Annotated in this window: 11 protein-coding genes and 2 pseudogenes; 7 read left to right on the forward strand and 6 right to left on the reverse strand. The window is 46.6% G+C overall.

Going from position 1 to position 13633, the window contains the following annotated elements:
- Window positions 1-123 precede the first annotated feature (123 nt).
- A complete protein-coding gene (locus QSK07_RS13935) occupies window positions 124-1155 on the reverse strand; it encodes a methionine synthase (RefSeq protein WP_285721495.1) in 1032 nt (343 codons plus the stop codon).
- A 27-nt stretch (window positions 1156-1182) separates the two neighbouring features.
- On the reverse strand, window positions 1183-2163 hold the full coding sequence (locus tag QSK07_RS13940; RefSeq protein WP_285721494.1) for a DUF1852 domain-containing protein: 981 nt from the start codon (window positions 2161-2163) through the stop codon (window positions 1183-1185).
- A 546-nt stretch (window positions 2164-2709) separates the two neighbouring features.
- Between QSK07_RS13940 and QSK07_RS13945 the strand changes: the two are divergent.
- Together QSK07_RS13945 and QSK07_RS13950 are read left to right on the forward strand one after the other, a co-directional pair.
- Window positions 2710-3657, forward strand: a pseudogene (locus QSK07_RS13945) (NAD(P)-dependent oxidoreductase).
- An 857-nt stretch (window positions 3658-4514) separates the two neighbouring features.
- Window positions 4515-5153 (forward strand): acyl-homoserine-lactone synthase, encoded by a 639-nt coding sequence (locus QSK07_RS13950; RefSeq protein WP_285721493.1) that lies wholly within the window; start codon window positions 4515-4517, stop codon window positions 5151-5153.
- Between the two features lie 13 nt (window positions 5154-5166).
- Here the strand turns inward: QSK07_RS13950 and QSK07_RS13955 are convergent, their stop codons facing one another.
- Window positions 5167-5859: a LuxR family transcriptional regulator gene (locus QSK07_RS13955; RefSeq protein ID WP_285721492.1), complete on the reverse strand. Its 693-nt coding sequence runs from the start codon at window positions 5857-5859 to the stop codon at window positions 5167-5169.
- Window positions 5860-7122: 1263 nt separating this feature from the next.
- Window positions 7123-8436, reverse strand: a pseudogene (locus QSK07_RS13960) (MFS transporter).
- A gap of 416 nt (window positions 8437-8852) precedes the next feature.
- On the opposite strand from QSK07_RS13960, the gene QSK07_RS13965 reads away from it, so the two are divergent.
- Both QSK07_RS13965 and QSK07_RS13970 read left to right on the forward strand, forming a co-directional pair.
- Complete coding sequence (locus QSK07_RS13965; RefSeq protein WP_285721491.1) at window positions 8853-9323, forward strand: DUF1203 domain-containing protein; 471 nt, start codon at window positions 8853-8855, stop codon at window positions 9321-9323.
- Window positions 9324-9388: 65 nt separating this feature from the next.
- Window positions 9389-9577: a hypothetical protein gene (locus QSK07_RS13970; RefSeq protein WP_285721490.1), complete on the forward strand. Its 189-nt coding sequence runs from the start codon at window positions 9389-9391 to the stop codon at window positions 9575-9577.
- Window positions 9578-9827: 250 nt separating this feature from the next.
- On the opposite strand, the gene QSK07_RS13975 is transcribed toward QSK07_RS13970, so the two are convergent.
- Window positions 9828-10454: a LysE family translocator gene (locus QSK07_RS13975; RefSeq protein ID WP_098050218.1), complete on the reverse strand. Its 627-nt coding sequence runs from the start codon at window positions 10452-10454 to the stop codon at window positions 9828-9830.
- Window positions 10455-10935: 481 nt separating this feature from the next.
- Between QSK07_RS13975 and QSK07_RS13980 the strand changes: the two genes are divergently transcribed.
- The gene (locus QSK07_RS13980; protein WP_285721489.1) at window positions 10936-11409 is read left to right on the forward strand and encodes an Lrp/AsnC family transcriptional regulator; all 474 of its coding nucleotides are present in this window, start codon (window positions 10936-10938) and stop codon (window positions 11407-11409) included.
- A 3-nt stretch (window positions 11410-11412) separates the two neighbouring features.
- Here the strand turns inward: QSK07_RS13980 and QSK07_RS13985 are convergent, their stop codons facing one another.
- On the reverse strand, window positions 11413-11865 hold the full coding sequence (locus QSK07_RS13985) for a GNAT family N-acetyltransferase (RefSeq protein ID WP_275222119.1): 453 nt from the start codon (window positions 11863-11865) through the stop codon (window positions 11413-11415).
- A gap of 281 nt (window positions 11866-12146) precedes the next feature.
- Between QSK07_RS13985 and QSK07_RS13990 the strand changes: the two genes are divergently transcribed.
- Together QSK07_RS13990 and QSK07_RS13995 are read left to right on the forward strand one after the other, a co-directional pair.
- Window positions 12147-12947: an SDR family oxidoreductase gene (locus QSK07_RS13990; protein ID WP_285721488.1), complete on the forward strand. Its 801-nt coding sequence runs from the start codon at window positions 12147-12149 to the stop codon at window positions 12945-12947.
- Between the two features lie 181 nt (window positions 12948-13128).
- On the forward strand, window positions 13129-13626 hold the full coding sequence (locus tag QSK07_RS13995) for a glutathione peroxidase (RefSeq protein ID WP_285721487.1): 498 nt from the start codon (window positions 13129-13131) through the stop codon (window positions 13624-13626).
- The last annotated feature ends 7 nt before the right edge of the window (window positions 13627-13633 follow it).

A 13633-nucleotide genomic window follows, 5' to 3' on the forward strand; every position in this document is an offset into this window, starting at 1 on the left:
CGCTTGATTAATATTGATATTTATCCGAAATCAACCAGCGCCAGGCGCACGTATAAAGACTCAATCCGGCTTTTGATTTCTTATTATCAAATCGCCAGCCGGACAGAGCCTGCTCAGAAAAGCTTATTTTCCCAGAATTTCTCGGCGGACAATTTCGGCACCCGCACTCAACGCATGCAGTTTGCCATTTGCAACCTGACGCGGCAGAGGAATCATACCGCAGTTGGTTGAAGGATAGAGATTTTCAGCATCCACGAACTGCAGCGCTTTACGCAGCGTGTTTGCTACTGCTTCCGGCGTCTCAATTTCATGAGTAGCCACGTCGATAGCACCCACCATGACTTTTTTACCGCGAATCAGCTCGATCAGATCCATCGGAACACGCGAGTTCTGACACTCCAGTGAGATGATGTCGATAGCCGAACGCTGCAGTTTCGGGAAGACCTCTTCGTACTGACGCCACTCTGTGCCCAGCGTTTTTTTCCAGTCGGTATTCGCTTTAATGCCGTAGCCGTAGCAGATGTGAACGGCGGTTTCGCATTTCAGTCCTTCAATAGCTCGCTCAAGCGCAGCGATACCCCAGTCATTCACTTCATCGAAGAAGACGTTAAAGGCTGGTTCGTCGAACTGAATAATATCAACGCCGGCGGCTTCTAACTCTTTCGCTTCCTGGTTGAGGATTTTTGCAAATTCCCAGGCCAGCTTTTCACGACTTTTATAGTGATTGTCATAGAGAGTATCGATCATCGTCATCGGCCCCGGCAACGCCCACTTAATAGGACGATCGGTCAGCTTGCGCAGAATTTTTGCATCTTCAACAAACACCGGCTTCTGGCGTGAGACTTCACCCACCACGGTTGGCACGCTGGCGTCATAACGATTACGGATGCGGACCACTTCACGCTTCTCAAAATCCACGCCGCTGAGGTGTTCAATAAACGTCGTCACAAAGTGCTGACGGGTCTGCTCACCATCACTGACGATATCAATACCGGCGCGAACCTGGTCGTCCAGACAGAGACGCAGTGCATCTCTTTTACCGTCAATTAACTCTTCATCCTGCAGTTTCCAGGGTGACCAGAGCACCTCTGGCTGCGCGATCCAGGACGGTTTAGGCAGGCTGCCCGCAGTGGATGTCGGTAATAAAGTTTTCATAGCAGGTGACCTTTTGTTTTAAATTAATCAAAGAACGGATTCAGCAGACCATTGTGCGAGAAGTGTCTGATTCGGCTTGATGAAATGCGCCTCAGTAAACTTACCCTGCTCAACGGCCAGACGGCTGCGCTCTTCGCGATCGTAAACGATGCGGGTTAATGAAAAATCCTGATGCTGCAGCGTTGGCTGATAGCACTGTCCGGCTGCAGAATTCGCGTTGTAAATTTCCGGGCGATAGATTTTCTGGAACGTTTCCATGGTGCTGATCGTGCTGATCAGCTCAAGATTGGTGTAATCACTGAGCAGGTCACCGTGGAAGTAGAAGGCCAGCGGCGCAACACTGCCCTGCGGCATAAAGAAACGCACTTTCAGGCCCATTTTTCCAAAATAAAAATCAGTCAGCGAAGGCGCATCCTGCTGGTATTCGATGCCCAGCACCGGATGCACGTTACCGGTACGCACATAGGTATTTTTGCTCGACACACTCAGGCAGATGACCGGAGATTTATTGAAGTTTTCTTTATAGGCCGCTGAGTTGACGAAGCTTTTAAAAATATTGCCGTGCAGCTGGCCAAAGTCATCTGGCAGACTGAATTCAGTCTGGCCTCTATTATGCTCTGTCAGCACCACGCTGAAATCATAATCACGCACGTAGGATGAGAAGTTATTGCCGACAATCCCTTCGAAACGTTCACCGGTTTTGTGATCGACGATATGGGTCTTCAGAATCTCAATCGCCGGGAACGATTCGTCATTGCTGCCAGGACGAAGGTTCAGCTCAGCAGAAATAATCTCAAGTTCGACAGAGTAACGATCGCTTTTGGGGTTATCCCAATGCGCCAGCGCGTTAAACCGGTTGTCGATCATTGCCAGCGCGTTGTGCAGGTTTTCCTGGCGTTTTTCGCCACGCGCCAGATTAGCGAAGTTAGTCGTCGCCCGCGTATTTCTCGAAGGGTTATAGTTTTCGTCGAAACGAATGCGCTTAAGGGTAAAGGCTAAGTTGTTCATCGCTATCGGGTATCCTGGTCGCTGATATGAATTGTTGCTTCAGGGTTATGCTGCTTCGCTATCCCTTAACACGCATTCATATGACTCAAAGTTATTAACAATTCTTACTTTATGCCTCAACATCCGGTTGAAAAAAAGTGATTAAATTTCAACGAACATGAAGGAAATTCATGTTGAGGCGGGAATGTTGGGGATTTTTCATGCGGCCAGCACGCCTTTAATCATCTTGAGCTACATCAGAGTGTTTAAAGGCACCCTGGAAGTAAATAATTTCGATGAATATTTTATTTTAATATCACCCCACTACAGCGGCGGGGATTTTAAGCGTTTAATACTCAGACACGCCAGACATCATTTAATTCAGCCTCAATAAAATCGTTCGATTCCAGCCAGAAAAACCTTGCTGCTCTGGACGAGCACGGCGCAGAAAAAACTGGATTTCGAGACCGGGCGTATTGCGGTCATTCGAGATGGCGACCTTCGCGCGCCGTGGCTGGAGAAAGCCCTGCTAACCGCTGGCATGCTCACGGATGGGGAGATGCGCTGATGACGATCCAACTTCCCGTCATTCTGGTCACGGCCAGCGTTCTGGCTCCGCAGGCAGTCAGCCTGCTGAACGCGTTAAGCCTGGTTTATGCAGGCAAACAGCCCGACGAAGATATCCTGTTCAGACTCTGCCAACAGCATAAGCCGGTGGCGATAATTGTCCGTTACGGAAAAATCAATGCCCGCATCAAGGATGCTACGCCTGCCCTGCGTGTGATTTCCAAACACGGCAGCGGCATTGACATTATCGATCAACAGGCAGCCGCGGCACGCGATATCCGCGCTAAGTCTGCGCCGGGTGCCAACGCAGCCGCTGTAACCGAGCATAGCTGGGCGATGATTTTAGACATTGCCAAATCCGTGATAACGCTGGATCAGCGCCTGCGTCAGGGGTCCTGGGACAAATCCCCCCATAAATCTGTGGAGCTGAAAGGCAGAGCGCTGGGTCTGCTGGAACCTGGTGCAATTGGCGGTCGCATTGCCCGCAGTGGGCGGGCGTTTAGCATGAAGGTACTCGCCTGTAATTCTTTTGCAAAAACCTTTCCTGATGAGTGTGAGTCCGCTTCACTTGACGACCTGCTGCAACAGGCAGACATCATTTCGCTGCACTGTCCGCTGATCGAACAGCCTCGCCAGATGATCAATGCAGAAAAACTGGCGTTGTTCAAAAACGGCGCCATTCTGGTCAACACGGCACGTGCCGGACTTATTTAGGACGATGCGCTCTTAGCGGCGCTGAACAATGGCACCATCGCCTGGGCCGCACTGGACAGTTTCCCCACTGAACCTCTGACGGCGCCGCCTATCTGGCAGCATGTTGAGAAGGTGATTCTGTCGCCGAACATTGGCAATGTTAGTGATAACTCCTGCGTGAAGATAGGTACGGTGGCGGCCCGTCATATTCTGAACGTCCTGGCGTCCGTGAAAAACGAAAGCGCGGTGTCCTGACCCATCTGCGTAGCCGACTAAACAGACTGTATCGCTATGTAGTCGGCATTTTTACAGTTATGATTTTATGCAATCACCAGAAGTATTGAAGAGGCTATTATCGATGCACGTGGGTTGTGAATAATGCGTGTCTGCTTTAAGTGAGCAGGTGAAGTCAGACTGATACGCTTAGTTTAGCTGGTGAACCAACGCAGTATGGATTTGATGGAAACGTCGATGACCGCATTTGGGATGAATGCCTGAAAGAACACGAATTCAGAGATATCTTTCATACCAGGAAAATAAAGAGTAACTTTCAGCAGGCTGATAATGTCTGCAGAGCCGGGTGATCTCAGAATGGCCGGAAGCGTTCTTAAATCTGGCAAATTATATACATTGAAAATCAGAAGTTAAAAAAATCGATATTACCAACCGATCATAACTTATGATACCGCTGGCAAGTGAACCGCTGAAGTGCTTACAGGCAGACCGACTGGATTGGCTATCAAATGAACAGAGATGTTGCTCACTCAATGCGTAATTTTACATTTATTATTTGACTGGATTAGCTGAACAGGAAATTTTGCCCCTTAAAACAATAAGGGGCAATAAATTAATGATGGTTATTTGACTTTTTTCGTATTCTGGTATTTTTATTATTTGAATGCTTTTTGCACTCTGTACGCGAGACTTTAAATATCACATAATCTCGTCTGGTTTTCCCTGGTGTTGCATTGGTCTTTGACCGCCTGACCGCCGGGCAATGCAAGTGCTTAGTGGTCAGGTACATTTTTATTATAAGACCTGTACGATATAATAAAAGCTGTCCTAAAGGGCAGGGGCAATAGTTTCATCATGTGATTATTGAGGGCGAGTGAATGAGTTCTGCTGTTAATTTTTTTTTGCGTGATTATGATCAATTGTCGGTTGAACTAGCGAATGAGTTATACCGGCTCAGAAGAAAAACATTTCGGGATCGACTCGACTGGGAAGTCGAATGCATTGACGGTATGGAAAAGGACCTTTTTGACAACAAAAACACAACTTACTTACTGGGTGTGCACGACGGACAATTGCTATGCGGTGCACGATTCATAGACTCAACCCAGCCGACTATGATGAACGAAATTTTCCATAAGTACTTTTCAGGAGTATGCAGTCTCCCTACCGATATTCCCTGCTGTGAGATTACTCGCCTGTTTTTAGACAAAGAAAGACGTGACGCTGCAAAACTGGAGGGTTTACCCGCCAGTAAGGCACTATTTCTTGCAATGATTATTTTTTGCATGAAGAAGAATTATTCAGGGATGTACGCAGTGGTCAGTCGCGGCATGTATGCCATATTTCGCCACGCCAACTGGAAAACGAAGGTAATTGAAAAAGGGTTCTCCGAAAAGGGAGAAGATATCTACTACATTTTTATGCCTGCTAACAGTAACGTCATTGAGGATATCATCATCAAGGACAAACATTCTGACTGGCTTCGTGAGAATCTACAGCACTTATGCCATCTTTAAATGAGTATCTGGCTCAGTTTTCCAGTAAGCGGAGTTCTGCGCCAAGTTTTATCGCATGCCTTGCGTTATTAACACCGAGTTTTTTCATTACATTACCCATATGGAATTTTACCGTGCGCTCTGCAATAGATAAAATGATAGCAATCTCAGCATATGTTTTGCCGTCGCTGACCCACTTAAGAATCTGTCGCTCACGCGGTGATAAAAAAGCATTTTTTTTCTGCTGATGTTGACTATACAGATTAAGCGTCTTCTGATGCAGATGAATAAGGAAACTCATGAATTTTGCACGATGTTTATCAATATCAAAATCGAATTCCTTTTTTCCAATAACAGATAATACAACCAGATTATTCAGATAGTCATGCAGAGGAAATGTCTGTCCCCGATAAATGTTATATTGAAAACTTTCGTTGAAAATCCTGGTGAGGTTGTAACCTTCTGACAAAATAACTTCATTTTCCCAAAAGTAGTCTTCCACGCAGCGCAAACCACGGATAATGACGGGATCGATAAACTGATATTTTCTTTCAAGGTAAACATCAAACCACGCCGGGTTATTATTGATAATCTGCATCTGCGAAGGGTCTTTTTTATTCATAATAGCGTATGCATAGATAACACCCTGATAATCTTCAAAGAACGTATCCAGTTCATCCTTGATTAACGAATTTATCTTTTGGTCGTTGTAGTAGGTATCCTTCACGTCAGTTGCTACCTTCAGGTTTAGTGGCTTACAAGTATAATCGGGTTCATAAACTACATTAAATCGTATGTTCACCCAACTCACATATCTGGAGGACGACATCATACAACAATATTTCACGCATTTCTGCCTTAAGAAAGCGATGACGGGATGGGCTCATGGGATTGCTGGCGGTTATCGGGACGTTGACAGAACACCATGGTCGATGGGAATAGCCGAATAAGTGTTGATGGCACGGGATGATGCAGGCCTGTCTGAAGCGACAACAGCAACTTTGACGGGCAAATTCTCAGTAAGGAAATGTCGCAGGATAATGTACGGGTAAAAAGATTTTAAGAACCGTAACCGTTTGATAATCAGAAATTGTTTTGCGTATATACATCATTGCTTTACGCATCATCATTCATTCCCTGGTTTCAGGCATTCCCTGTAGTGAGTAAATGCCTGTTAATGTCAGTTGAAGACACAAGATGCTGTGTTGATCTGTTTCATAGCTTGTATACATGCTTTAGGACGTTAATACCTCTATCCCGCACGTTAATCAGCGCCCGGCTGGTCTGGTTGAACAAAGCGAATAACGTTGTGGTTTTGTTATGCCTGATTGTGGCGAACAAAAACCAAGCAGGATTGTTATTCTGTCAGACTGATAAATTGATTTTTTTCAGGGTGTTGTATCAGAACGGTTCCCTGATGTTCGGGTAGGGTTCTGTCTTCAACAGGCGGGGAATTTGGATCATGGATTTTTCATCAGGTATTGACGCCTGACAAACTCCTCGTAAGCGAATTGCTTCCTGGATTGCATTCTGTTTTTCTGATCCTAAGCTATTGCTAAACTTTCTTAGTTCACCCTCCCCAACTTTGTAAAATAAGAATGAGTAAAATTGCCCCATCAAATATATCTACTTCCTGATGACTATAAGATTAACGCCTCAGCCCTAAAGGTGTAATTTCTTCGATCCAGCCTGATGCAGGCTTTGAGCAATCACTTTTACATGCTGCGAGGCTTTAAATTCACTTGTATGGTCGAATCGCCGTTTAAAGTGAGAACCTGGAACACAAAGCCTGATCTCATATATGATGAATTAATCCATCGACGTTTTACTATCTTTGGAGGAATGTTCTTATGATGAGTCTGGTATTTTCTGGCAGTTAGAACAATGTTCTTGTGGCAGTGAAAGCTGAAAGGACTCACCAGCAGACGCAATGCTCAGCATCGGCAGGTGATATTACGTTATTTACTGACTGACTGGCGAAGCGTGAGTGTCAACTTAGTTGTTTAACTCTTTTTTTTTGACCCATGACCAGCACCGCAATACCGCCGATGCCACAGAGGATAGCCAGTTGCATCATTGCCAGCGTATGGCTGCCTTTCGCCTGATTAATGATGCCGTAAACGTTGACCATTAACCCTCCGCCAGTCAGGTTCGCCATTGCACCGATAGCGACCAGACCCGCAGCAGCGGTAGTTGATGACATCCATCCCGAGGCCAGCGCCCGGAAAGGTCCCTTCATTGAGCAGGCACCGACTAATACCAGCTATAGGATGACAACACTGCCGGTCAGTCTGTTGGTGATAAAGGTGGAGAGCAGACCACCTGCAATCAGGAACAGCGATAACACGGTATGCCAGTGACGCTCGCCGCTCCGGTCAGAACTTCTGCCTCCTGCAATCATCAGAATGGATGCCCGACCGTAAGGAATCGCATAGACTAAACCAGTGGTGAATTTATCCATCCCGAACGATTTCAGCAGTTGCGGAGATCAGACGCTAAGTGTTGATCCCGCCGCAGAAGCCCCCGCAAAAATCAGCGCCATCCCCCGGATATACTTGTGACGCATTCACTGCCATAGCGAGTTATGACCAATCGCTTTTTTCTTCTCGTTTTCTGCCTGTATAGTCGTGCTCAGCCACACTTTTTTTTCCTGATCTAACCAGCTGGCATCAGTCGGACGATTACTGAGTAAGAAGAAAGCTGCAATTCCCGGAATCACCGCCGGAAGACTTTCCAGGATGAATAACCAGTGCCAGCCACACATGCCTGACCAGCCGTCGAGCGACAAAATCAAACCGGAGATGGGCGATCCAATAACGTTTGCCGCCGGGATTGCCACCACGAGGGTTGCTATCACACGCGCACGAAACTTGCCCGGGAACCAGTAAGTCAGATAAATAATTATGACAGGAATAAATCCTGCCTCGGCTGCACCCAGTAAAAAGCGCAGTGCGTAGAGCGTATTGGCACTTTCAACAAAAGCAGTTCAGACCGAAATAATGTCCCAGGACACCATGATGCGATAGATCCAGATCTTAGCCCCAGTTTTCTGCATGGCGAAGTTACCGGAAACTTCAAACAGGAAGTAACCCACGAAAAACAGGCTGCTTGCAAAACCAGATACGGCGCTCGACAACACTGAATCTTCGCTCATCTGTAACGAAGTCATTCCGATGTTGCCGCGATCGATGATGACAATCAGTCAACAGACAATCAGAAAGGGAAAAATGTGCCAGATCACCTTCTTAACGGTCTGCTGCTCAACATCGGCAGAGAATGTCGTGATGTGCTGTTTTTCAGACATGATGATCCTCACAATTTTGTCATCGGCCTATGGGCAGCATAGAACCGAATTGTTGTGCTTCGTACAACTGTAATTTACTGAGTAATACCGTTATCACGATAAAATCTTACCCCTGCCTGAGGGTGTGACTAGGTTGAGTTGGTTGTCACAAAAAAAGTACATAGCAGTTTTGTTTTATGTGACGGATATGTCGTTAATGGGGTGGAGTTCAGCGATCTTTTTCTGAGGTGCCGGTCAGAAAACAAATATGGAAGAAAAAAAAGGTTTCTTTGAGTTTCAGTGTCTGATGAATGCAACATCTGCAACGACCAAAGGTTTATGTCACTGATTCCTCTGACCGAAAACGGCGAGTTTCGCCTCAAGCTATTCGATAACGTAATGACTCGCAGTGTAACTATGAAACCACAGGGGTCATTATGAAATACGAAATTTCCGGCCTGCAAGCCGAGCCGTTTATTCATCTCTTTGGACAGAGCGATAGCTATCTGGAAAAACACAATGCAATACGTCAAAAGGTAGAGTGCTATCCTGGTTATCCCGACAGAATCTCATTGTGTGATATTCCTGCGGGTGAAACCGCCCTTCTGATCAATCACATTTATCAGTCTGCAGACACACCCTACTTTGGCACGCATGCAATTTATATCTGGGAGGGACGCACCCGACAAGGCATTTACCTCAATGAATTACCTGAAGTCCTGCAGAACAGAGTGCTGTCATTACGTGCTTATGATGAAAAACACTTTTTAAGAGAGGCAGATATTACTGAAGGAAATTTTGCTGAAATTCTGCTGCGCCGTTTTTTTGCCGATCCGCAAGTGAGTTATGTTCAGATACATAATGCGAAGCGGGGTTGCTATTCCTGTTGCGCTAAGCGTTGTGAATGACGGCTCCAGGCGGAAAGCCTTCACTGCTCCAACTTCAGCAATTATTGGCGTGATGTTATTGTTGTATGATGGAAGAGATAACGACTGATAATTATGTTGAAGACTTTATTGTCAGCAAGGTTCTTCCCGGAAGCGCAGGAACTGCCGAACAAGCTTTGACCCTGGCACTCCTTCTGCTTCCCGACGATATGTTGTTCGTTACAGGCAGCCAGTACGCCATCGATGGCAGGCTGATACATCACTGGTCGCTTTAATGCATTGGTGTATCTGTCTGGCCTTGACAATCAGGGTCTGAAGAGTGGCCAGACAAGACTACACAATCAGGAATATCTCAAAAACAATAAAGCAGATATCCAAAAATATCTGCTTTTTGAGTCCGTCTTACTATAGCGGGCAGACTTCGTTTTTAATGCTGAATATCTGAATTAACGCTGCGTACACTTTCTATTAAGACCGCACCAGATTAGCGGCATTCCTGTAACCTGCAGACGGTGGCAAGAGACGTCATAAAGTCTTTATCGCCATTCCAACCGCGGCCAGCATCATAATGGATCCGGCTGAACGGAAAAGGCGTCGTTGCGCTTTTTCACTAGTGAGGAATTGCCTTATTCTGAGCGCAGCAAGAATAAAAATCGCGCCGACACTCATAAGGACAATCACAGTAAGCGGCACCAGCATCCCTCCCCACATCTGTAACGATACATCATCCAGAGAGATAACCAGAGGCAGTATAGCAAGATAAAAAGCGATGGTTTTAGGGTTCCCAAGCGTTATGGTCAGCCCAGAAAACCAGGCTGCTGCCAGTTCCCGTTTTGTTGCTTTCTGGCCAATGTTTATAGCCTGGGGCTTATGGCACCAGAATTGCCATGCCAGCATACATAGATAGAGTGAGGCAGCCCAGTTAATCAGCGTGAATAAAGAAGTATAAGTATGAGCGATCACCGCCAGACCAAATACCGCTATAGATAAATAAATCAAATCTCCAAGAATAAGACCGGCCAGCATTGTAAAGCCTGTGACCGCCCCACCACTTACGCTGCGAGCAACTAAGGCAGTCATACCCGGCCCCGGAATTGCGGCCGCTAAACCAAGTGCAGCCATATAAGATATTACCTGAGCACTACCTGACATAATTATTCCTTATAGAATTTAATTTTAAGAGTGTCTGTTGATTGATATAATTCCTTAAACACAACCGGATCTGAATAAAACTAAGTTAAGCTGAAAATAATAGCCTTAGTAATTTCTTAAAATACTCTTTTTGCTAGTGGTGCGAGCATCTGGCTCCATTATTAAGCCTGACTGTTTTAATGATATTATCCGACATGCAAAGCCCATTATTTTATCGATGCAACTCTGCTGAGCGTGCATTGTACAATCTATATTAGCGCCATAACACAGGGTCTACCCTATGCGCCATTTAAATAAAAATTTCAACTGAGATTAAACGCAGATTCCTATTTCTCCTGAACTGTTTGTAGTAACTCTTTGTGATATTGAGTTTATTATGACGCAATGATGCCGAAAATTGTTACCTATATCATTTACTTCATTCCGACATTAAGGTAAGAATAACCCCTTAATGCTCATAAAACGAAAAGAATGACCTCATATGACCCTTAGCCCGACAGATATGAAAATTCTGGCAATTTTGCAGGATGATGCTCGCATTACTAACCAGATTCTGGCAGAGAAAATAAACGTTTCAGCTTCTCCCAGCTGGCGCAAAGTGCGCAAGCTTGAGGAAGATGGCGTGATTCAGGGCTATCGTGCTGTTCTTGATCGTAAAAAAATTGGTCTGGGCGTGATGGTTTTTATCCGGGTCGTCATAGATAGTCATAGCGAAGCGGAGGCCAGAAAATTTGAAGAAGAAGTGACCTCGCTGGAAGATGTGGTTGCCTGCTATAGCATAGGTGGAGATGCAGACTTTCTGCTACAGGTTGTGGCGTCAGATCTGGACTCTTATGCTGATTTTGCCATGTCAGTGGTACGCAGATTGCCAGGCATTAAAGAAATGCAGAGCATGTTTGTGCTTAAAGAAATCAAACCACTCGTTACTTACCCTATTAAGAAAATCCCTGAATAAATATCACTTCAGGATTTTAGCAAAGCACACCGCCTCTTTGCGATTGATGTAAGGTCCATAATTCTCAATGCGTTCATAACCCTTTCTCAGATAAAAATTTACAGCCTTATGGTTAACAGAGCGCGTTTCAAGCCAGGTTTGGCTATAACCCATATTAAGGGCGGCGTTTTCCAGGAAAGTGAGTAAACCACTACCAATAGCCGGGGAACTACGATCTGAGAACATCCTTTTAAGTTCGGCAACATGTCCGGTTAACGGTCTGATTGCGCCACACCCCACTGCCTCGCCCTTGTCGTTTCTGGCGAGTACCCAGAGCGATTTCTCGTTATCTAAAGAGTCTATGGTGAAGTTACGGTTGCCACCGTCACTGGTAATCGCCGCGAGTTCTGCTGATAGTTTATTCATCAGAAGTTGAGACTCTGCTGAGCGAGGATCTGCTTTTTCAACCGTTATCATGCTCATATCCTTTTTGATGACTACCGTCAGGATAAAAGGAGGTGAACCAAAATGCACCCCTGGCATTCTCCGCAAATCCCGATCGCAACCCCAACACCAACTAACCCCGCACTTCGCATCTATAATTCAGTGTCTCAGGCCCATGCACGCGATCCGGCCAGTCGCTCAGTCACCGTGTGAGTATCTGAAAATCGTTGTGTCAGCGATACATCGATATTCAATCCCATGATGAAGCCCCCCGGGTTTGACAAGCTCATCATTCACAGAATTAAGGAAGCCTCATGATCTTATCACTCGAAAATCAGGTTGCGCTGGTTACCGGCGCCAGCTCAGGTCTCGGCTATGCCTGCGCAGAAGCACTCGCCAAAGCTGGTGCTGGTGTGGTGGTTAACTACCACAGCCAGAAGGAACCCGCCGAGGAGCTGGTTGACAAAATTCGTGCAGACGGTGGACGCGCCATTGCAGTAAAGGGTGATGTCTCAAAGGAGGCTGACGTAGAAAATCTCTTTGCCAGGACGATTGCTGAATTTGGCAGGCTGGATATTCTGGTGGCGAACTCAGGGCTGCAGAAAGATGCGCCTTCCATTGAGATGTCGCTTGCAGACTGGAATACCGTTCTGGACGTGAATCTGACCGGACAGTTCCTTTGCGCACGGGCTGCGCTGCGTCAGTTTCGTGACCAGGAGCACCGTCAGGAGATCAGCCGGGCTGTGGGCAAGATTATTCACATGAGCTCGGTTCATCAGCTCATTCCCTGGGCCGGACATGTTAACTACGCTGCCTCAAAAGGCGGGGTTGATTTACTGATGAAAAGCCTGGCACAGGAAGTGGGTGAAGATCGCATACGCGTCAACTCAGTAGCACCCGGCGCTATTGCAACCGCCATTAACGAAGAAACCACTCAGGGGGAAGCGGGTAAAGCGCTGTTAAAACTCATCCCTTACGGACGTATCGGTGCGGCGGAAGATGTGGCGAATGCGGTGGTCTGGCTGGCCAGTGACCTTTCCGACTATGTTCACGGCACCACACTGTTTATCGATGGTGGAATGAGTCTTTATCCCGGATTCCGCGATAATGGCTGAGTAACACGGCTGGAGTCATATTAATGAGCTGGCGGTAAGAGTACTGCTCTTCCCGCCATGTGCATGCAGCGATTGCTTGCGCCGCAGATGCCGAACCCGACACTCTATCCCTTGATCTGACGCCGTTATCCGCACTGTGCTAAGGTTGACGAAAAACAGGTTCCGCTCTGAGGATGGCACCATGTCTCTCTTTTATCAGCTCTCTGCCACCAGCCTGAAAGACCAGCCACTCCCGATGGCCGATTATGCTGGTAAAGTAGTGCTGGTGGTGAATACTGCCAGTCATTGTGGATTTACACCACAATATGCCGGGCTTGAAACACTCTACAAAAAATATGCTGCCCGGGGCCTGGTGATACTGGGTTTTCCCTGCAACCAGTTCGGTAAGCAGGAACCAGGAAATGCCGTCGAGATCGCGCAGACATGCCATATCAACTACGGCGTAAGTTTTCCTATGTCTGGAAAAGTGGACGTGAACGGTACCGCAACGCACCCGATTTTCCGTTACCTGAAAGAAGAGTTACCCGGCGTGCTGGGTGGCCGTATTAAATGGAACTTCACCAAGTTCCTGATTGGGCGCGATGGCAAACCCATCAAACGATTTGCACCGACCACGACGCCCAGGAAAATGGAAGCTGCCATTCTGGCTGCTCTTTCAGCGGGTAACACTGGTGATTAGCCATTAG

The sequence above is a fragment of the Pantoea sp. QMID4 genome, from assembly GCF_030270445.1.
Classification (GTDB): domain Bacteria; phylum Pseudomonadota; class Gammaproteobacteria; order Enterobacterales; family Enterobacteriaceae; genus Pantoea; species Pantoea vagans.